The organism is Undibacterium sp. Ren11W, assembly GCF_049340485.1.
Classification (GTDB): domain Bacteria; phylum Pseudomonadota; class Gammaproteobacteria; order Burkholderiales; family Burkholderiaceae_D; genus Undibacterium.
Genome location: NZ_JBMPPB010000004.1, coordinates 19,878 through 39,218, shown reverse-complemented (window position 1 = coordinate 39,218; position 19,341 = coordinate 19,878). Strand labels below are relative to the sequence as shown.

At 51.0% G+C, this 19,341-nt stretch carries 20 protein-coding genes; 5 read left to right on the top strand and 15 right to left on the bottom strand.

Annotated elements, in window-relative coordinates:
• Positions 1-32: 32 nt before the first annotated feature.
• From ACO0K8_RS10825 to ACO0K8_RS10815, 3 genes are read right to left on the bottom strand one after another with little or no spacing between them, the layout of a single operon-like run.
• Complete coding sequence (locus ACO0K8_RS10825) at positions 33-818, bottom strand: putative DNA-binding domain-containing protein (protein WP_422946675.1); 786 nt, start codon at positions 816-818, stop codon at positions 33-35.
• A complete protein-coding gene (locus tag ACO0K8_RS10820; protein ID WP_422946674.1) occupies positions 805-1,689 on the bottom strand; it encodes a DUF692 domain-containing protein in 885 nt (294 codons plus the stop codon). Before ACO0K8_RS10820 ends, ACO0K8_RS10825 begins: the two co-directional genes overlap by 14 nt.
• Before the next feature lie 24 nt (positions 1,690-1,713).
• Positions 1,714-1,968, bottom strand: a complete 255-nt coding sequence (locus tag ACO0K8_RS10815) for a DUF2282 domain-containing protein (protein WP_422946673.1) — start codon at positions 1,966-1,968, stop codon at positions 1,714-1,716.
• A 248-nt stretch (positions 1,969-2,216) separates the two neighbouring features.
• Between ACO0K8_RS10815 and ACO0K8_RS10810 the strand changes: the two genes are divergently transcribed.
• Positions 2,217-2,435, top strand: a complete 219-nt coding sequence (locus tag ACO0K8_RS10810) for an RNA-binding S4 domain-containing protein (RefSeq protein WP_422946672.1) — start codon at positions 2,217-2,219, stop codon at positions 2,433-2,435.
• Positions 2,436-2,453: 18 nt separating this feature from the next.
• On the opposite strand, the gene ACO0K8_RS10805 is transcribed toward ACO0K8_RS10810, so the two are convergent.
• From ACO0K8_RS10805 to edd, 7 genes are all read right to left on the bottom strand, one after another.
• Positions 2,454-2,876: a hemerythrin domain-containing protein gene (locus ACO0K8_RS10805; protein ID WP_422946671.1), complete on the bottom strand. Its 423-nt coding sequence runs from the start codon at positions 2,874-2,876 to the stop codon at positions 2,454-2,456.
• Between the two features lie 177 nt (positions 2,877-3,053).
• Entirely contained in the window at positions 3,054-3,254 is a 201-nt protein-coding gene (locus ACO0K8_RS10800) for a YjfB family protein (protein WP_422946670.1), read from the bottom strand.
• A 74-nt stretch (positions 3,255-3,328) separates the two neighbouring features.
• Complete coding sequence (gene mobB, locus ACO0K8_RS10795) at positions 3,329-3,865, bottom strand: molybdopterin-guanine dinucleotide biosynthesis protein B (protein WP_422946669.1); 537 nt, start codon at positions 3,863-3,865, stop codon at positions 3,329-3,331.
• Between the two features lie 129 nt (positions 3,866-3,994).
• A complete protein-coding gene (gene ppc / locus ACO0K8_RS10790; protein WP_422946668.1) occupies positions 3,995-6,775 on the bottom strand; it encodes a phosphoenolpyruvate carboxylase in 2,781 nt (926 codons plus the stop codon).
• Between the two features lie 143 nt (positions 6,776-6,918).
• Positions 6,919-8,556, bottom strand: coding sequence for a glucose-6-phosphate isomerase (pgi, locus tag ACO0K8_RS10785; RefSeq protein WP_422946969.1), 1,638 nt, complete (start codon positions 8,554-8,556; stop codon positions 6,919-6,921).
• Positions 8,557-8,714: 158 nt separating this feature from the next.
• Complete coding sequence (gene eda, locus ACO0K8_RS10780; protein WP_422946666.1) at positions 8,715-9,353, bottom strand: bifunctional 4-hydroxy-2-oxoglutarate aldolase/2-dehydro-3-deoxy-phosphogluconate aldolase; 639 nt, start codon at positions 9,351-9,353, stop codon at positions 8,715-8,717.
• A gap of 69 nt (positions 9,354-9,422) precedes the next feature.
• Positions 9,423-11,273 (bottom strand): phosphogluconate dehydratase, encoded by a 1,851-nt coding sequence (edd, locus tag ACO0K8_RS10775; RefSeq protein WP_422946664.1) that lies wholly within the window; start codon positions 11,271-11,273, stop codon positions 9,423-9,425.
• Between the two features lie 317 nt (positions 11,274-11,590).
• Here edd and zwf point away from each other — a divergent pair, with 317 nt between their 5' ends.
• From zwf to ACO0K8_RS10755, 4 genes are all read left to right on the top strand, one after another.
• Positions 11,591-13,051: a glucose-6-phosphate dehydrogenase gene (gene zwf / locus ACO0K8_RS10770; RefSeq protein WP_422946663.1), complete on the top strand. Its 1,461-nt coding sequence runs from the start codon at positions 11,591-11,593 to the stop codon at positions 13,049-13,051.
• A 15-nt stretch (positions 13,052-13,066) separates the two neighbouring features.
• Complete coding sequence (gene pgl, locus ACO0K8_RS10765; RefSeq protein ID WP_422946661.1) at positions 13,067-13,738, top strand: 6-phosphogluconolactonase; 672 nt, start codon at positions 13,067-13,069, stop codon at positions 13,736-13,738.
• Positions 13,739-13,813: 75 nt separating this feature from the next.
• Complete coding sequence (locus ACO0K8_RS10760; RefSeq protein ID WP_422946660.1) at positions 13,814-14,716, top strand: SIS domain-containing protein; 903 nt, start codon at positions 13,814-13,816, stop codon at positions 14,714-14,716.
• Between the two features lie 202 nt (positions 14,717-14,918).
• Complete coding sequence (locus ACO0K8_RS10755) at positions 14,919-15,758, top strand: HDOD domain-containing protein (protein ID WP_422946659.1); 840 nt, start codon at positions 14,919-14,921, stop codon at positions 15,756-15,758.
• Between the two features lie 21 nt (positions 15,759-15,779).
• On the opposite strand, the gene ACO0K8_RS10750 is transcribed toward ACO0K8_RS10755, so the two are convergent.
• The 5 genes from ACO0K8_RS10750 to ACO0K8_RS10730 form a co-directional block, all read right to left on the bottom strand.
• Positions 15,780-15,932, bottom strand: coding sequence for a hypothetical protein (locus ACO0K8_RS10750; protein WP_422946658.1), 153 nt, complete (start codon positions 15,930-15,932; stop codon positions 15,780-15,782).
• A 109-nt stretch (positions 15,933-16,041) separates the two neighbouring features.
• Positions 16,042-16,665, bottom strand: a complete 624-nt coding sequence (locus ACO0K8_RS10745) for a flagellar basal body-associated FliL family protein (RefSeq protein ID WP_422946657.1) — start codon at positions 16,663-16,665, stop codon at positions 16,042-16,044.
• Between the two features lie 351 nt (positions 16,666-17,016).
• A complete protein-coding gene (locus tag ACO0K8_RS10740; RefSeq protein WP_422946656.1) occupies positions 17,017-17,613 on the bottom strand; it encodes a lysophospholipid acyltransferase family protein in 597 nt (198 codons plus the stop codon).
• 205 nt (positions 17,614-17,818) lie between these two features.
• Positions 17,819-18,430: an AAA family ATPase gene (locus ACO0K8_RS10735; protein ID WP_422946655.1), complete on the bottom strand. Its 612-nt coding sequence runs from the start codon at positions 18,428-18,430 to the stop codon at positions 17,819-17,821.
• A gap of 31 nt (positions 18,431-18,461) precedes the next feature.
• A complete protein-coding gene (locus ACO0K8_RS10730; RefSeq protein ID WP_422946654.1) occupies positions 18,462-19,184 on the bottom strand; it encodes a pseudouridine synthase in 723 nt (240 codons plus the stop codon).
• Positions 19,185-19,341: the final 157 nt, after the last annotated feature.

Genomic DNA, 19,341 nt, shown 5'->3' with positions numbered 1-19,341 from the left:
ACTTACTATTTTTATGCGATTATTTAGTTAGCCTACACAGAATAAGCTGAAAATGCGCCTGCAGAAAACCACAGATTGAGCTGAGTCGCAATATCGAACTGTGCGTCCTGCTCCATTGCTACTTCAAGAGCGGCTTCTACGGTCTTTCCCTGCGCCAGTGCCTGCAATGCAAGGTAGGCCGCGCAATCAAGAGCATGCACCTGAACTTGCCACTCTTTGCGCGTAATCAGTGCAAAATTATTGACATTCAAATCCGCTGGCAAGCCTTGTTCCTGCTCAGACTGATGCGCCAGCCAAACCTCGGCACTAGCAGTAGCAGATTGATGCAATTGAGTTGCTGGATGCAGACGAAGAGTGGCGCTTTGCAAATCTTCCCCGGCAGCGGACAGTAGCCCTGCCAGGCTCAGCATATCGGCATCCGCGGCATAATAGGCGCGGTGCACCTGCCACTCCAAAGCGGCAACATCGGCAAAATACGGATAGTCTGAGGTCATACTGGCGCTGCGTAAAAAACGCGACAGATCGGCTCCAAAATAATTCAAATCGCCGCAATCTGAGGGGAAGGCAAATCCGTAGGCGTGCGCCATTTGTTCAAAAAACTCCAGCCCTACCAATTGCTGTAGCACCGGGTAAGCATTCGCCAGCGCTTGATTCCAAATCGCATACAAATTACCGCGATAAAAAGCCAATCGCCCTTCTCGTAATGATAATTCTGTGGAAAATAGCGGTAACGCCGCTTGTGTATTCGCGACATCCAATAAAGCGCCGGCAAACACTAACTGACTATTTTCTAAGTCTGACATGTCATGCTTTGTCATGCGAAGCTCGTTCTTTGGCACGACACTTCTCTGCCTTGTTGGCCTCGGCAAGTAAAACATCAAGTGCCGGGATATCGGTATCCCATTCGATTAAGGTCGGAATTTCCGGACCGAACAAACTGCAAGCCTGTTGATACAAGTCCCAAACGGGAGCCGCAATTTGACTGCCATGATGGTCCACCACGCACTCTGGCGTCAGCAAATGACCCGCCAGATGAATTTCGCCTATGCTGCTAGCCGGAAGCTGGGTAAAACACAGCAAGGCGGCATGCGCATCCTCAGCATGATTACATTGATTGACATACAAATTATTCACGTCCAGCAAAATACCGCAGCCGGTTTTTTTAGCTAATTGAACCAGAAATTCAGACTCTGAAAATTCATCTCCAGCAAACCTCAGATAAGTTGAGACATTTTCAATTAACACCTGTCGCTTCAGCGTCTCTTGCAGCTGGGTCACCCTGCTAGCCAACAAATCAAAGGCTTCGTTCGTCAAAGGCATAGGGAGTAAATCGTTCAACTGACGGCCAGCAATGCTGCCCCAGCACAGATGCTCAGACACTAAGCCGGGCTCTAGTCTTTGCACCAGACCTTGCAGTTTTTCAACATGTTGTGATGAATAGCCTCGTTGAGAACCGAGACCAAGGCCGACCCCATGCAAACTGATGGGGTAGTCGCGACGCAGTTGCTGCAAGACATGCAGATCATAACCACCATCGCCAAAATAATTTTCTGTATGCACCTCTAACCAGTCTATCGCGACTGGTGCGCTCAGAAAATCACGGTAATGCTGACTACGCAAACCAACTCCGTTACCCGACAAGGCAGTGGAGGGTTTGCGTAACTTATCTGTAGAAATGGAAATATCCACAAATAATGCCCGTCGCTATAAAACTTAAGCTTTAGGCGCTTCGAGCTTACCGCCCATTTTTTCGCAAGTACCGGCAGGCACTTTTTTCCATTCATTCGCATCCAAATCTTTTTTACCCTGGCCCGCGCATGAGTGTGTACCGTTTTTTGTCGCGCAGTCATTTTGACCAGCTTTGGCGACACCATAACATTTTTCAGTTTTTGCGCCATCAGCGGCCATTGCCATTGAGGATCCCATCAAACCAGCCAATGCCACTGCGATCAATGCTTTGTTACTCATGTCCATCTCCTTGAAATTAAAAAAAAATATGGCCCGATTAGCGAGCCTATCAATACGACTACAGGGAATAGTCGTTCAAAGCGGAACTACCTTACATTTATTTTCAAACATTTTCAAAATTTTTTGCTTTTTATAAAATTATTGAAAATCAAGCGTGGAGACTTTAACATGGAATTGTCTGCGCTTTAAAAAGCTGAAATGGTGTATGCTCCTTGCCCCAAGATCTACAAACCCAAAACGGACATCCTATGCAACAAGTTTCATTTACCCTAGACGGCGAATACGTAGAACTCAACCAACTTTTGAAACTGGCGGGTTTGTGCGACAGCGGTGGTGCTGGCAAGATGCTGGTCGCCAAGGGCGTCGTTAAGGTAGATGGCAAACTAGAACTGCGCAAAACCGCCAAGATTCGGCATGGTCAGCTAGTGACTTTAGGCGACGTCGCGATCAAGGTGCAGGCTGCCTGATCGGTTGCGCCTATGCCGCTACGCAGCTATGCCGTCGGTTTCACTCGTCACGCTCAGCATAAAGCGCGCCAGCATATTATCCATGGTATCGACATGGTGCTCGAACCAGTGTGGCAGCTCTTCAGCCAATCTTGCGCCTAGTTCAGTATCACCGGCGGCGATACTACGGCGCACTTCTTGCATCAGTTCAAGTACAGCATCGTGCTCTTTTTGATGGCAACCTAGAGGCGGGAAGCTGTGCTCACGCATCCAGAGGTTTTCTTGTTCAAAATGCTGCTCGGTATGTGCGATCAAGGCATCTAAGCTTTGCAGAAAACTCTCATTATCAGGATGGGCAACAGCTAGCGCAGCACATAGACTGACAAATTCCTTATGCGTTTCATCCATAGGTTCAAATTTCGAGACCAGTCGATCCGACCATCCCCACACTGCTGCTGTCATAGCTTTCCTTTTTGCAGAATTATTTACTAGCCCGAATTATCCACCATTGGCGCTGGCACGGTGCGGTCCAGGCAGATTTTAATCCTAACTTATGAGCCCCCGCTATGCTCCAGACAAAAAAATAGCGCTACCTAAGGCAGCGCTATTTTTCTTGAAAACTAATTGAATCAGAACGATTCAAGCAGTCGTATTGATATTTTGCCCGAGATGCGCAGGTAGATTCGGTAGCGAAGGGGCTTGCGGGATCGCTTCTATCAGAGCGGTGGCGCTTTCGGTACCAAAATCGATGGCTTTTTTCAGAACCGCCAGACTCACTGCTTGGCTGGTACCCACATCTGCCAAGGTTGATGCTACATTTGCAATACCGTTAACGTCCATCACAATTCCCCTTATCTTCTAACTATCTAACTACTTAGGGTAACGGCAGACAGCACTGCATACTTTAGGTTTATTTATGCGCGGATCGCAAATAAATTCTTTTGCATAGCCTCGCTCAGCCACTCCAGCACCGTCCCTGGCTGATTCAAGTCTAGCCAAATCAAGCCTGGCGGCAAGTCGTCTGGAGCCGCCACATCGGAGGCAACGGCGACGATATGACTGTCTTCACGGAAAATGGCTGGCTTGCCTATTGATGGTCGATGAATCTCGAGTTTGGCGATAGGCTCCCACTTAAAACCTTCTACCAGGATCAGATCGGAGGGTGCCAGACGGCATAACAACTCGGACAAAGTTGGCTCAGGAGCATCGCGCAACTCATGCACCAGGGCGTAACGATACGGCGATGCCAATAAGATTTCGGCGGCCCCTGCGCGCCTGAGTCTAGCGCTGTCTTTGTGTGCTGGTTCTAGAATAATATCGTGATGACTGTGCTTGAGCACGTTCACGCGTTTGCCTTGCGCCGCTAGTTGCGAGACCAGATATTCAAGCAAGGTGGTCTTACCACTGCCGGACCAACCCACCACGCCCAGCAATTGCGTTCCGCGTTCCATATTTCACCATCAAAAAGCACATAATCAGGGGAGTATAACTAAAAACCACCCCGTTCGCGCACATCCTGATTGCGTACTCCCACTATACCCCTATGAGTATAGTGGGGATTCCAAGAGCCGCGCCTGCGCTTAACCGCTATTCCTTAAACCAGCAGCAATTCCATTGATAGACAAATGGATACCGCGCCGCACGCGCTCATCCGGGTCACCCTGACGATAGCGTTGCAGCAACTCCACCTGCACGTGATTCAACGGTGACAGATAAGGGAAGCGGTTGCTGATAGAACGTTTCAGCAGTGGGTTAGCCGCCAATAATTCGTCCTGGCCGGAAATGAGCTTCAACACCTCGATCGTGGCCGCGTGTTCGGCCTGCAATCTAGGGAAGATGCTGTCGCGCAAAGCCTGATCCTTGACCAGTTGTGCATAGCGGCTGGCGATCCCGATATCGCTCTTGGCCAACACCATTTCCATATTCGACAACACGGTAGAAAAGAAGGACCAGTCCTTGAACATGGATTGTAAAATCTGCAAGCCATCCTCGGGATGCGCCTTCAGATAGCTTTGTACTGCAGTACCGAAGCCGAACCAACCCGGTAGCATCAGACGGCATTGCGACCAGCTAAATACCCAGGGAATCGCGCGCAGATCTTCGATCGCGGTGGATTTTTTGCGTGAGGCCGGACGGCTACCGATATTGAGACCGGCGATTTCTGAAATCACAGTCGATTCCCAGAAATACTGCTCGAAACCCTCGGTCTCGTAGACCAGATGACGATAGGCGCGGAAGGCGTGATCAGACAATTCTTCCATTGCCGATAAAAATTCCGGCTTTGGCGGCGCTTCGGTATGCGAGAGCAAACTCGCTTCCATGGTGGCGGCCGCCAACACTTCCAAATTGCGCCGACCGACTTCGGGATTGCCGTATTTGGCAGTGATCACTTCGCCCTGCTCGGTCAGACGAATTTGTCCCTGCACGGCACCGGCCGGTTGCGCCAGTATCGCCTGAAAACTCGGTCCGCCGCCACGACCGACAGAACCGCCACGGCCATGAAACAGACGCAAACGTAGCTGATGCTTTTCAAATACTTTGACCAAATCGAGTTCAGCTTTAAATAGCTCCCAGCCCGAGGTCAGGAAGCCGCCGTCTTTATTGCTATCGGAGTAACCGAGCATAACTTCTTGCGCCATGCCGCGGCTGACCAGCAGGCGCGCATACGCCGGGATCGCGAACAAGCGGTCCATAGACGGGGCGCTATTTTGTAAATCGCCAATAGTCTCAAACAGCGGGATAATGTTGACGTCGAGACGTGCCTGATCAGGATGTAGCATGCCCGATTCTTTCAGCAACAAAGCCAGCTCCAGCATGTCGGAAACGCCATCGGTTTTGGAGATGATGCAGTTAGGTACTGCGCCCATGCCATAACGCTGCTTGGCAGTACAGGCGGCGCGGTAAATCGCCAGCTCAGACTGGGTTTCTTCGGAATAGCTCAAATACGGTGATGCCAGCGGGCGCGATGAACTGATTTCAGCGATCAGAACGGCAATCCGCCCTTCTTCATCTAGCTCCAGATAACGCATCTCCGGGTTTGCTGCTTGTAAGAGTTCAGCCACCACGCGCTCATGCACATCAGAATTCTGACGCAGATCCAGCGGTGCCAGATAAAAGCCAAACACGCTGACGGCGCGCCGCAAATGGCGCAGACGTCCACGCGCCAGACCGGCTGAGCCGTTGGCGAGCAAAGAGGCGTGCACAATATCAAGGTCAGTCGCAAGCTCTTCTGCATTGGCATAAGCCTGCGCTGCGCCACTGGCGGGTATGGCTGGAGTGAGTCCTAACAATTGCAGGTAAGTGCTAGCCAGACGCGCATACATGCCGCTGATCGCCAGGCGATACGGCTCGTCTGAACGGTGTGGCGAATGATCGGGCGAACGCTCCGCCAGCGTTTGTAAATCCGGCGAAACCTTGACTAGCAAAGTCGCCATCGACAGTTGCGAACCCAGCGTATGCAACTCATCGAGATAAAATTTGAGCGCGCGCGTTGCTTGCATCGCCAGGGTCTTTTCCAGCACTTCCGCGGTAACAAAAGGATTACCGTCACGGTCGCCACCTATCCAGCTCCCCATCTTCATGAAGCTAGGCAGCTCTACCGGTGCATGCGCCGCATCTTTGCTGGCCAACAAATCTTCCAGACCGGCGTACAACTGCGGTAGTTCGCGCAAGAAAGTGTAATCATAAAAACTCAGGCCGTTTTCTACCTCATCGAGCACCGAGAGTTTAGAGGTGCGCAGCATGCGGGTCTGCCACAAAGTCAGGATGGCACGCCCTACCGCCTCTTCATTGGCACTAGACTCTTCCGGCGTCAGTTGCATACGATCGCGCTCATCGAGCAGGCGGGTAATCGCCATCTGGCAATTGAGTATGCTCTTGCGCTGCACTTCGGTAGGATGGGCAGTCAGTACCGGGCTCACTTCGGCAGTTTGGAAAAACTCTTGTAGTTGCGCGGTGCTGTGGCCATTTTCATACAGCGCCTCGATGGTGTGTGCCAGGCTGCCACGACGGGCAGCGGAACCGGCGATTAGATGGGCCCGGGTACGGCGCACATGATGCTGATCTTCGGCCAGATTCACCAGATGCGAAAAATAGCTAAAGGCGCGTATCACCTGGGTGGTCTGATCATTGGTCAGACTGTCGAGCGTGCTTTCCAGTTCGCTGCGCGCAGCCGGATCGGCATCGCGCCTAAAGCGTATCGAATTTTGTCTAACGGTTTCGATTAATTCAAAAATTTCGTCGCCATGCTGATTGCGCACGGTGTCACCCAGTATCCGTCCAAGGCGGCGGATATCTTCGCGCAGGCTGTGGTCTTTGTCGTCTTCAGAGAGATCAACTTTGGTATAGAGATGAGTATTCATACTTGAGGAGTTTACGGTACTGAAAAAAACATGGGATGAAAAATTTTATCTGGAAGCTGAATCCTGTTGCGTCGCAGTATCGCAGTAACTCCGCAACTCAGCTTCCAGACTAAGCGATCAGCTTGACGCCTTGCTTACAAATTTCACTCTGGCTGTCTGGCGTGCGTAGTTTTATCGCGACGCCGTATCGCTTGCAACAAACCGCGGGTAGAACTGTCGTAATCTTCCTTGACCGCCTCTGGATCGAGACTGATCAATTGCTGCGCCAGTGATTTGCCCAGTTCTACGCCCCACTGATCGAAGGCATTGATGTCCCAGATCACGGATTGCACGAACACTTTATGCTCATACAGAGCGATCATGGCACCGAGCGAACGTGGCGTCAGAGAATCGAGTAACAAGGTCGAGGTTGGGCGATTGCCTTCAAACACCCGCGGTGCCAACATTTTTTCCGGTAATTCGCCGAGCTCAGCTTTGACTTCTTGCATGCTCTTACCCAAAGCCATAGCCTTTGACTGGGCAAAGCAATTGGCCAGCAAGGCCTTGTTATGCCCCGGCAAACCGGCATCGTCTTCGGCCACCACAATAAAATCGGTAGGGATAATCGTCGCACCTTGATGCAGTAACTGGAAATAGGCATGCTGACCATTAGTACCGGCCTCGCCAAACAAAATCGGCGAAGTGGTGTAGTCAACACGCTGACCTTCACGCGTGACCGACTTGCCGTTACTTTCCATCTCCAGCTGTTGCAGATAGGCCGGCACGCGCGTCATGCGCTGGTGGTAAGGCGCAATCGACAAGGCTTGCAGGCCAAGGAAGTTGATATTCCAAACCCCGATCAAGGCCATCAGTACTGGCAGATTTTGCTCTAACGGCGCTTGCGCGAAATGCAGATCCATCTCGTGCGCACCGGCCAGCATTTCTTCGAATTTATCCATGCCTACATACAGGGCAATCGAGAGCCCGATCGCGCTCCACATCGAGTAGCGCCCACCAGCCCAGTTCCAGAATGGGAACACGTTTTCGGGCGCGATACCAAATTCGGCCGCGGCTTCTACATTGGTGCTGAGCGCCACAAAATGCTGACGGATCTGCCCGGCCGGACAGCCATGCGCCAGCATCCACTCGCGTGCGGTGCGTGCGTTGGTCAGCGTCTCCATGGTGACGAAAGTTTTCGATGCCACCACAAACAAGGTTGTCTCAGGATCTGCATTGGCGAGCGCGTCTGCCACGTGGCGACCATCGACATTCGAGACGAAATGCAGGGACAGATTTTTTTGCGACCAGGGCGCTAAGGCGATGCACGCCATTTGCGGTCCCAGATCGGAGCCGCCAATACCGATATTGACGATAGTGCGGATAGGTTTGCCGGTATAGCCCAACCAGCGCCCTTCGCGTACCGCATCGCTAAAGCTACGCATCTGCGCCAAGACTTTATGCACATCAGCGGCGATGTTTTCGCCATTCAGCTTAAACGTTTCGCCTCGGGGTAAACGCAAGACGGTATGCAAGACCGCGCGATTTTCAGTGTGATTAATGGCTTCGCCGCGCAACATGGCATCGCGCCGCGACTCGACTTCTTGCTGTCTGGCCAGCGCCAGCAAATTGAGCTTGGCGGTGGTATCAATTCTTTGTTTCGAGTAATCGAGCAACATGCCACACGCAGACGCCGAGAAATGCGTAAAGCGCTGCGAATCGGCTTGAAACAAGTCCTTCAGGCTAGGCATATTGTTGGCGCGTTGCTGCAACAGGCACCATAAAGGAGTACGGGAAACAGAAATTGCCATGATGTCTTTATGCTTAAATAAATTAACTGGAGAATTACCTGAAAATGCGCTAGTTACTGTGAGTTTTAGGGGAGTATCACTCATCAATGCTAGCTTGCGCATATACTGATTGCGCAAAACTAGCATCATTTGCCATACCCTCCCCTAGTATCTTATTTTGCCGCAGCTGCAGCCTGAGCCGCCAGATGACCAATCGCGGTCCAGTCCTTAGCCGCGATCAAGCTAGCCGGACACATCCACGAGCCGCCGACGCACAGGATATTCGCCTGTTGCAATAATTGCGGCATAGACTCCAGCGTCACGCCGCCAGTCAGACAAAAACGCACGTCGGGAAATGGCCCACCCAAGGCTTTGGCCAACTTAATCCCGCCGACTATGTCAGACGGAAACAGTTTGACGACATCAAAACCATGCTCCAAAGCCAGCATCAAATCGCTGGCACTAGCGACACCGGGAAAATACGGTAAGTCAGACTCAGCCGCCGCTTTTGCCAACAACGGAGTGATGCCCGGGCTAATACCGAAAGCCGCGCCGGCTTCTTTGACTGCAGCTAGCTGAGCTGCCGTCAAGATGGTGCCCGCCCCTACCGTCACTGTCGGACATGCCTTGACCACTTCACGCAATACATTCATGGCGTTAGGGGTGCGCAAGGTAATCTCTACCGCTGGCAATCCATGCTCGGCCAGCGTCGTCACGCAACGTATCGCCTGCTCTACATCATCAGTGACCAAGATCGGTAACACGCGTAGTTGGGCTAATTGGGCAATGATGCTAGTTTTGGTAGGACTCATAGTGTTCTCTTATCTAAAATGTGGGTGCTGTGCACCACAGTACAAAGCAAAATCAATCTTTTTAATCAATTAATCAATAAATAAAGTCGAAGCACCCTTCTCTGGTGCCGTCACGACCCGGCGTTGCGCCACAAATAAATCGCGGCCATAACCATGCGCGGCATCTTCTGTCATCTTGCGTGCTGGCCGGCTCATCCACTCCTGCTCGGACACCATGGCAAGCAACTCGCCGGTATGCACATTGAGTTCTATGATGTCACCATCCTGCACCTTACCCAGATGACCGCCCTGCGCAACTTCTGGACTGACATGCAGTGCCGCCGGCACTTTGCCGGAAGCGCCCGACATACGACCATCGGTCACCAGCGCAACTTTATAGCCAGCCGACATCAGGCTACCCAAGACAGGCGTAAAGTGATGCAGTTCGGGCATGCCATTGGCTTGCGGGCCCTGGAAAATCACGACGGCGACAAAATCCATATTCAATTGCCCGGCCTTGTAAGCATTTACCAGAGCGTCTTGCGAATCAAACACTTTGGCCGGAGCGCGGACTATCCACGCCTCTTCCGGCACGGCAGACGCTTTGACGATGGCGCGTCCCAAATTACCTTGCAGCAGACGCAAACCGCCAGTAGTAGCAAACGGATCATTCACATTACGTACCACGCTGGTATCGGTAGACAATGCCGGCAGCGCTTGCCATATGACTTTCTCACCCTCCAACACCGGCTTGGTGGTATGTGAATTTAAGCCCTGGTCACCAAACACCGTCATCACATCGGCGTGCATCAAACCGGCCGAGAGTAATTCGCGGATCACAAAAGTGGGGCCGCCAGCATCTTCAAACGCATTCACATCGGCTGTGCCATTTGGATACACGCGGGTCAGCAGCGGTATCACCGACGAGAGTTCATCGAAATCAGCCCAGTCGATCAGAATACCGGCAGCGCGCGCTACCGCGATCCAATGGATAGTGTGATTAGTCGAGCCACCAGTGGCCAACAAAGCGATGACGGCATTGACGATACATTTTTCATCGACTAGTTGGCCAATAGGACGGTAGTTGCCACTCTGTTCGGTCAACTGCAACACGCGCTCTACCGCCGTATCGGTCAAGGCTGCACGTAAAGGATCGGCCGGATGAACGAAAGCGGCGCCCGGCATATGTAAGCCCATCGCTTCTAACAACATCTGGTTACTATTGGCGGTGCCGTAAAAAGTACAGGTACCGGCACTGTGATAGGCCGCACTTTCGGCCGCCAGCAATTCTTCTTTGCTGGCCTTGCCTTGTGCATAGCGCTCACGCACCGCAGCTTTTTCTTTATTCGACAAACCTGAGCCCATAGGTCCGGCTGGCACGAAAATAGTTGGTAAATGGCCAAACGCTAAAGCGCCTATCAACAGGCCAGGAACGATTTTGTCGCAAATCCCCAGGCATAAGGTGGCATCGAAAGCATCGTGCGAGAGCGCGACTGCAGTCGCCTGGGCAATCACGTCGCGTGAAAACAGCGACAACTCCATGCCAGGGCGTCCTTGAGTGACACCGTCGCACATGGCAGGTACACCGCCCGCTACTTGAGCGGTAGCATTAAAGCGTAGCGCCGTTTGCTTAATTTGGTCCGGATAAGTGGCGTAAGGCTGATGCGCCGACAACATATCGTTATACGAAGTGACGATGCCTATATTGGATTTCTGCGCTTGATTGAGCCAGATTTTAGCCTTGGAATCGGCGGCTGCATTGGCATGCGCCTGATTCGCACAGGACAGACTGGCGCGACGCGGGCCACGGCCACGCATTTGCTCTAAACGCAGCAAATAATCGGTGCGCAAAGCCTTACTGCGCTCAATAATGCGTTGCGTCACGCGCTCCAATACGGGGTGGAGTGCAGGATTTACGCCGGGCTGCTTGGGTGTGCTCATGAGGGGCTCGCTTTACGCTTTATTCAGATGATGAAAGATAGCATAAAATCAGATTTTCTGTAACAAACTTTCAGAAATAAGCTTAACAGCGACAAATTCATCAAAAACACACAAATAACTCGTAACGAAACTACATTTCTGTTTGAAATATGCCATAATTCAGACACATATTTAGGACTTGCGCAAAAATTTCCCCGCCAGGCTTAGCGCCGACGACGTACTTTTGTACACTGAGTACGATAGAGCGGATACCAGGACACTGGGGTGATTTTTCGCAAGTAATAACAATTTCAGAACCAGAACAAACCGGAGTCAGCATGACCACATTTGTATTGTTTGGCGGCACTGGCGATCTCGCCAAACGCAAAATCATCCCTGCTTTATATAGTGCGTATGTCAATGGTCGGCTAGCTGCCAGTTTTAGTTTTATCGGTGCGGCACGTGAAGCGCTGAGTAATGAAGAGTTCTGCGGGCGCGTGGCAGCCAGCATCGAGGCTTACGCCAACAAAGACGCCGATCACAGCGCCGAAAAAATGGCGGCCTTTCTGGCACTAACAACTTATTCCAAGATCGATGCGCATGAAGCCGGCGATTTTGAACAGCTAAAACAGAGCATTCATACTTCCGACGCCAACCCGACACTGTTTTACCTCGCCACTGGCCCAGACATTTTCATCCCGGTGGTTGAGCAACTCTCTAAGCATGGCCTGGTCGAGGGCAATGCCCGCGTAGTGGTTGAAAAACCGTTGGGGCGCGATGCCCAGTCGGCCAAAGAGATTAATCAATCGCTACGCACTTATCTCAACGAAAATCAGATTTACCGTATCGATCACTATCTGGGTAAAGAGATGGTGCAAAACTTGTTGGCCTTGCGCTTTGCCAATTCGTTTTTAGAGCCGCTATGGAATCGCAAGTGGATACAGGACGTACAGATTTCGATTTCCGAACAAGTCGGGGTAGAGTCACGCGGCGATTTTTACGATCGCACTGGCGCGCTGCGCGATATGGTGCAAAACCATTTATTACAGCTGGTCTCTATCGTTGCCATGGAGCCGCCGGTGAACGCCAACCCCGATGCGATCCGCGATGAAAAAGTCAAGGTATTGCGCGCCCTACATAAATTTACGCCGGAAGAAGTGAGTAAAAAAACCGTTCGCGGCCAATATCGTGCCGGCGCCGTCGATGGCAAACCGGTCATTGGTTATCAAGCTGAACCGGGTGTGCCGACCGCCTCGCGCAACGAAACCTTCGTCGCGATCCGTGCCGAGATCGACAACTGGCGCTGGGCTGGCGTACCGTTTTATCTACGTACCGGTAAACGTATGGCGAGCCGCTGCGCTGAGATTACCATCAACTTTAAGCCGATACCGTATTCCATTTTTGGCAAATCGCAAGGACCTTTGCGCTCGAATCGTCTGGTGATCTCGCTGCAACCGGAAGAAAGCGTGCAGCTTTTCATGAAGGCGAAAGAACCGGGCGAAGGGATACGGCTGTCGGATGTGGCACTCAATCTCGATTTCGCCGAGGCCTCGAATTTACGCCGGGTTGAATCGTATGAACGCCTGCTGTTAGACGCCATGCATGGCGATCTGACCCTGTTTGTACGTGACGATGAACTCAGTGCCGCCTGGGCCTGGATCGACCCTATTATGAGCGCCTGGCAGAACGACAGCGAAGGTTTGAAATCTTACATCGCCGGCAGCTGGGGCCCGGCCGCATCTAGCTACCTGCTAGCGCAACATGGTGCCGCCTGGGGCGAAGAATATGTGGAAGCCTAAGCACAAATGAATCATATGAAATTCAACTCCTACGCAGACTTTTCTGAACTCAGCGCCGCATTGCTGGCCGAGTGGATAGCTGAAATCGATCACGCAGCAGCGGCGCGGCTTCCAGCCTATTTTGCCCTGGCAGGCGGCTCCACGCCTGCGCCTTTGTATCGCCAGTTAGATAGCATGCTGGCTGCCCGCGACATCTGCAACCTGCATCTGGTGGCGACCGATGAGCGCTGGGTGGCCGACAGCGATGCGCAAAGCAATGAGGGCTTATTCAAGCAATGCATGCCACTCTCGTACGGCAAACAATGGCAGTTGGTGTCACTGAAAAATACGGCGCGTACGCCTGAAGTGGCGGTCGAAGCGATCAGCGAACACCTGCATCAGCAAATTCCGCAGCGCTTTAATGCCGTCTTGCTGGGCATGGGTACCGACGGTCATATCGCTTCGCTGTTCCCCGGGGCTCCGACTCAACACGACCAGCTGGACTGTCTGGCGGCATTGCACCCGCAGACCAGGCAAAGTCGTATCTCGTTATCGCTACCGCGTCTGCTAGCGAGTAAAAAAATCTGGCTGCTCATCACTGGTGCAGAAAAACGTCAATTACTGGAGCATGCCGCCCAGTCTAGTTTGCCCATTTCTAGCTTACTCGCCGAGCCAGGCTGTAACATAGAGGTCTTTTGGTGTCCCTGAATTTTTATCTATTCAGATCGTGCCCTCAAACTGTTTTTTAGACGTCTCCTTTTACAGCTTAAATGCCCAAGAAACATGGTAAATGCTCTCCACGCAAGCAAGCCCTCTAAACCTACTCCTTCTGAAAAAGGATTGCTGGCAAGGATACGTACCGCCAGTACCGCGCTAAGTCGCGCCGAGCGTCAGGTTGCCGAATTTTTACTGCAAAAACCGCATAATGCGCTGGAGATGTCGATACGGGTGCTAGCGCAAGCCTGCGACGTCAGCGAACCGACGGTCGCACGATTTTCGCAATCGATGGGTTTTGATGGTTTTAAAACTTTTAAGATGGCCTTTGCCAAAAGCCTGGCGACCGGCATTCCTTACCTGCATCTGGACGTTAACCAGGCCGATCACGTCAGAGACGTCCTGCCCAAGGTGTTCGACCGTACTATCGCGGCACTGATGGAGGCACGCAATTCCGCCAACCCGACCAGCTTTGAAGCAGCCGTCCATCTTTTGGCCCGCGCCAGACGCATAGAATGCTATGGCCTAGGTTACTCTGGTGCGCTAGCCGTCGACGCACAGTTAAAATTTTTCCGTTTTGGTATTCCGACCACGGTATTTTGCGATGGTCACTTGCAGGCGCAATCGGCATCCCTGCTCAATAGCGATTGTCTGGTGGTGGCATTCTCACGCACCGGCCGCACCCGCGACCTGATACGCAGCGTACAGCTGGCGAAAAATGCCGGTGCCAAAATTTTAGTGCTGTGCGCCAGCGGCGGCCCACTGGCCGATCTGGCCGATGTCCACCTGAGCGTCGACGTGGAAGAAGATCCGGATATTTACACACCGATGACATCGCGTCTGGCACATCTGACCTATATCGATGCGCTAGCTGTTGCGGTCACTTTATTGCGCGGCCCGGCGGCCATCGATATGCTGGAACGCGCCAAAAACAGCATTAGCGAAAAAAAACTAGATTCGAAACTGGAATAAATTTTTATTCAAACTACCTATTCTCATCTCACAGTTTTCTTTTAGTCAACGCGACCACTCTGGCTGACTGACTGACTGCCAGGCAGTGCCAAGTAAGAAAAAATTCAGTTTCTGCACACCTTGTCGCACAATTCCAGCGTAATTTCTGGCAAGCTAAGCATTCAGGATCTCTTACACCACATCGAGTACAGGAGTATCACGGATGAATATCATTAGCCTTCAACAAGTTACAGAAAAAGTCAAAGACTTACCAAGTCTTCCGGCCATCGTCATGGAGCTATTAAATGATATCGACAACGAAGAACTTGATATCCATTTACTCGCCCAGAAAGTGACGAATGATCTGGCGCTGACCGCGACCACTTTACGCTACGCCAATTCGGCGTATTACTCGACCATGATTAAGGTCACTACAATCCAGCAGGCAATCTCATTAATGGGCTTGGCCACTGTCAAAAAAATTATCATGATGGCGGCCTTAAGCGGCTGTTTTCCTGAAAATAACTGCAAAGGTTTTGATCACAAAGCGTTCTGGCGCCATTCGATCGCGGTAGCAATCGCTGCCAGGTTGTTAGCCAAACGACTCAATCTCAATGTCGATGCCGCCTATACCGCAGGCCTCTTACATGACTTGGGTGCCTTGGTATTAGTCACCCAATATCCCCGCCAGTACGAAGCGAGCATCGCTTACCGGCATCAACATCAGATCAGCCAATTCGAAGCCGAGCGTCAGGTCTTGGGCATAGATCATGCTGCGGTGGGCTTGAGTCTGGCAAACCTGTGGAATTTTTCTGAAGTGATGAAGAATGCGATTGCTGGTCACCATCAGCCGGATACTCCTGGCTTAGGGTTCTTGGCAACCGTCATCCATGTAGCGGACGGTATTGCCCATGCCATAGGCGTCAGCAGTACGCCGGATAGCCAGGTGACAGAAGTATCGGGGCAGTCGTGGGAGAGTTTGGATCTGGATCAGACCGTGCTACAAGAGTTAATGCAAGAAACCGCGGCGGAATTAGCGCAAATTAGCCGGGAAGATTTGTAGAAAAATCTGCACTAAATTGCACTAACGTCCTCGCCATTGCCTTTGTGCCGCCACCAAATCCCATCCAAGTTGGCGACGCGCCTCCTTAGTGTTAGGTGGCGTTGTCGATTGCACTTGCTGCGACTGCGGCAACTCTTGATCCTGATGTTTAGCTGGCTGAGAATAGTGTTCCATGATTGCGCCTCTTAATGACATCCTCTATTTGCTTAACGGCTAGTTTTTATTTTTGTTGACGCTAACAAACAAGAAATTTAATCTCTGAGCTGCAAAACATGAGCGCATTCTATTCTTTGCCTTGCACCAGTAACTCGGTGATCAACACTGCCTGAATTTTTTCCGAGCGCGCGTCCTCATTGAGCTGCTGCTTCAAGGCCAATTGCGTCTCAGCGATACCTTTAGCGGAACGTAGATCGTCGGGATTCATTGCAGCGATCGTCCTCTGAAAACTATTCTCCAACTCTTTTTTATGCTGTTTCAACCAGTCGGCATCTTCCATGTCTATCTGTACCGAAACCTGTAACCTGGCGACGTTTCCATCCATATTGACGATAATTTGCGGGAGAGTGACGTAGTTAAGCCCACTCACATTACGAGAGCTATCCTTGTACATATAAATCAAGCCAGTGACGGCGATCAGGCCTAGCAGCACTAATCCTGCAATAGTCTGCGTGAGCCTGTCTTTTTTTTCTGGTTCGGCGGGCTTAGTGCTTTTCAATTTGACATCCATTTTTGGAGAGGGCTGCGACGCTGTTGGACTTTTTTTATTCTCAACGGGAGATTCAGTCCCTGACTTAAACACAGCTTGCGGGGCGGTAACATCGGCCTTTTGCGTCTGCTCAGCACCATCAATATTCTCGAAATCGAGTTTAGACGTCAGCAAGTCTTGTTTTGATGGCGATTTTGACATTGTCTACCTTGGGAAAATATATCCACATGGAAATAAAATAGCGATTTTACTGTACATATTTGTCCGATAGTAGCCGGTAGCCGAGATCGAGTGCCAAGCGCACGTGACCGTCGATTAAAATGCGATCAATACACCACAACGCCAGACGATTTTAGTCGCAAGCAATTTCCATTTTATGACAATAGCCAGCATTTATCCGGATATTTTGAGATTGGGCGCATTGAGCCTGACGGCGTCAAAAATATGCAAAAAGAAGGGAGAGTGGTAAATAGACGGGAAAGTACGCTGTATTGTTCTCAATGCTCTGTCCCCAGAGTCATACAGCGTCGCTAGATCAAAAGAAGCGAAAAACTAGGTTTGAATATTATTTGGATCGAACTGCTTAGGATTTTTACCTGAAATACCAGCGTAAAACTCCTGTATCACTTTCATGTCTTTATCAATATCACCGGTAGGATGAAACACCTTACCGATACCACCAGCTTTGCGTTTGAAATCCAGATAGCCAAGCGCGATAGGAACACCCGCACCAACGGCGATATAATAAAAACCTGTTTTCCAGTGCGTCACTTTGTCGCGAGTACCTTCCGGCGGCACGATCACGGTCAACTTCCGATTGTCATCGAAGGCATTCACCGTCCCTTGAACCAGATTACTGGCGCGCGCCCTATCAACTGCGATACCGCCCATCCAGCGCGAAAAACCTCCAAAAAATGGAGGAAACAAACTAGCCTTGCCCATCCAATACACGTCCAGACGCAATGCAAAGCAGATCATCAGCGTATACGGAAAATCCCAGTTGCTGGTATGCGGCGCGGCAATCAATACATATTTCAACTCGGACGGTTTCTGTCCTTCGACTTTCCAGCCACATAGTCGTAAAACGCCCATTGAAAACCAGCGCATGAGAGTATTAATAAGTGGGGTGTCAAAAATTGTATAATGCATACCGTAAGCAATTGATAATAAAAGAAAATATGGGACTTCCAATGTCACGGCATTATAGTGACGCGGCACCGGAATGAGGGAAAAATCTCACTCAATTGCTATCAAATTTCGCTATTTTTTTCTATCTATAATCAAATTACTATCGAAATGCAAAAAACGTAATTGCTACTGGCCCGTACAGGCAGTAGCCGTCTGCAGTTCTAAATTACTTCTCTATCCACTTCAATATTTGCTCCCATTGCAGCAAATCTTTTTCCACCCGCGACGGTGCCACATCCCACAAGGTCGCGCCATGCGCGGCCAGCTGTATATAGTTTTGCGTATCGCGCAAATAACCCAGGACAGGCAAGCCTAATTGCGACACGTAAAGTTCCAATTGCTCGGCGGCGCGGCTACGCGCATTGACGCGCATACCAAGTACGCCTACGTCAAATTCGCCTTCACGCTTGGCTAGTTTTTTTAAAAATTCATCGGTCGCCAAAATATCAAAGATCGAAGGCTGTAAAGGTACGATGACCTTATCGGCCAGCTTCAATACTGCATCGAGCTTGGCACCGCTAAGGCCGGCAGGTGTATCGAGCACAACATGTGTCGTGCCTTTGGGCGGCTTGGCGATATGCCCGTCTTTCAGCTCCCAGGCATGTATCGTTGGCAAATTTGCCGGACGTATAGCTAACCATGCATGCGAAGATTGCTGCACATCGGCGTCACCGAGCATCACATGATGCCCTTGCGCGGCAAAATAACCGGCCAGATTGGTCGAAAAAGTACTCTTACCTACGCCCCCTTTGGGGTTTGCAATGACGATCACAGGCATGTTTTTTCCTTTTATTAGAAGATGAAAAATATTATTGTCCGTCTGGCACCAATAAGGCCATATGCTGAGGTGTTAGATAGCACCACTCGCCCTCTTCCAAGCCTAGCGACTCCAATCTGAGTTGGCCGATTGCGGTACGGCTCAACGCCGCGCAATGGTTACCAGCAGCGGCCAGCATGCGTTTGACCTGATGATACTTACCTTGCTCCAGGATGATTTCTAATTGATTTTCACCCAGGCGACGGCAAATTTTAGCAGCAAGCGGTTCTGGTTCATCATGCAATTTCACGCCAGCCAACAAAGTCTGCACCAATTCATCGGTGATGGGCTCGGCGGTAGTCGCTACATAGATTTTCGGAATATGGCGTTTGGGTGAGGATTGCGCATGGATAAAGGGACCATCGTCCGACATCAGCAACATGCCGGTGGTATCGTGATCCAGGCGACCTACCGGCTGCACATCGCGCCAACTAAATTGCTCCGGCAGTAAGGTCAAGACACCGGGATGATGACTGGGCTTGCGTGAGCATTCAAAATTGGCAGGTTTATTCAGAACGATGTACAGATGCTCGTGATATTCCCATTCTTCATCAAAGATAGTAAAAGTCAGATCTGTGGTTTCAACGGCTGTTTTGTAAGATTTGAGCACTTCGCCGTTGACGCTGACTTCGCCATCATCAATTAGTTCTCGGCAATATTTACGTGTGCCGAAACCTTGCGATTGTAGGATGCGATCAAAAGATAATTTACTCATGGTGGGAATGGTGCAGAAGCTAAAGCGCGTATTTTACATTTTTTTTACCCCGCCACGACACCGCATCATCTGGAAACAGCGCTTACACTAAGGAATTCCAGTCTGAGTCAAAAATGAACGCAGCGCCGAATTTTTCGATCAGTAAGTCTTTACCGCT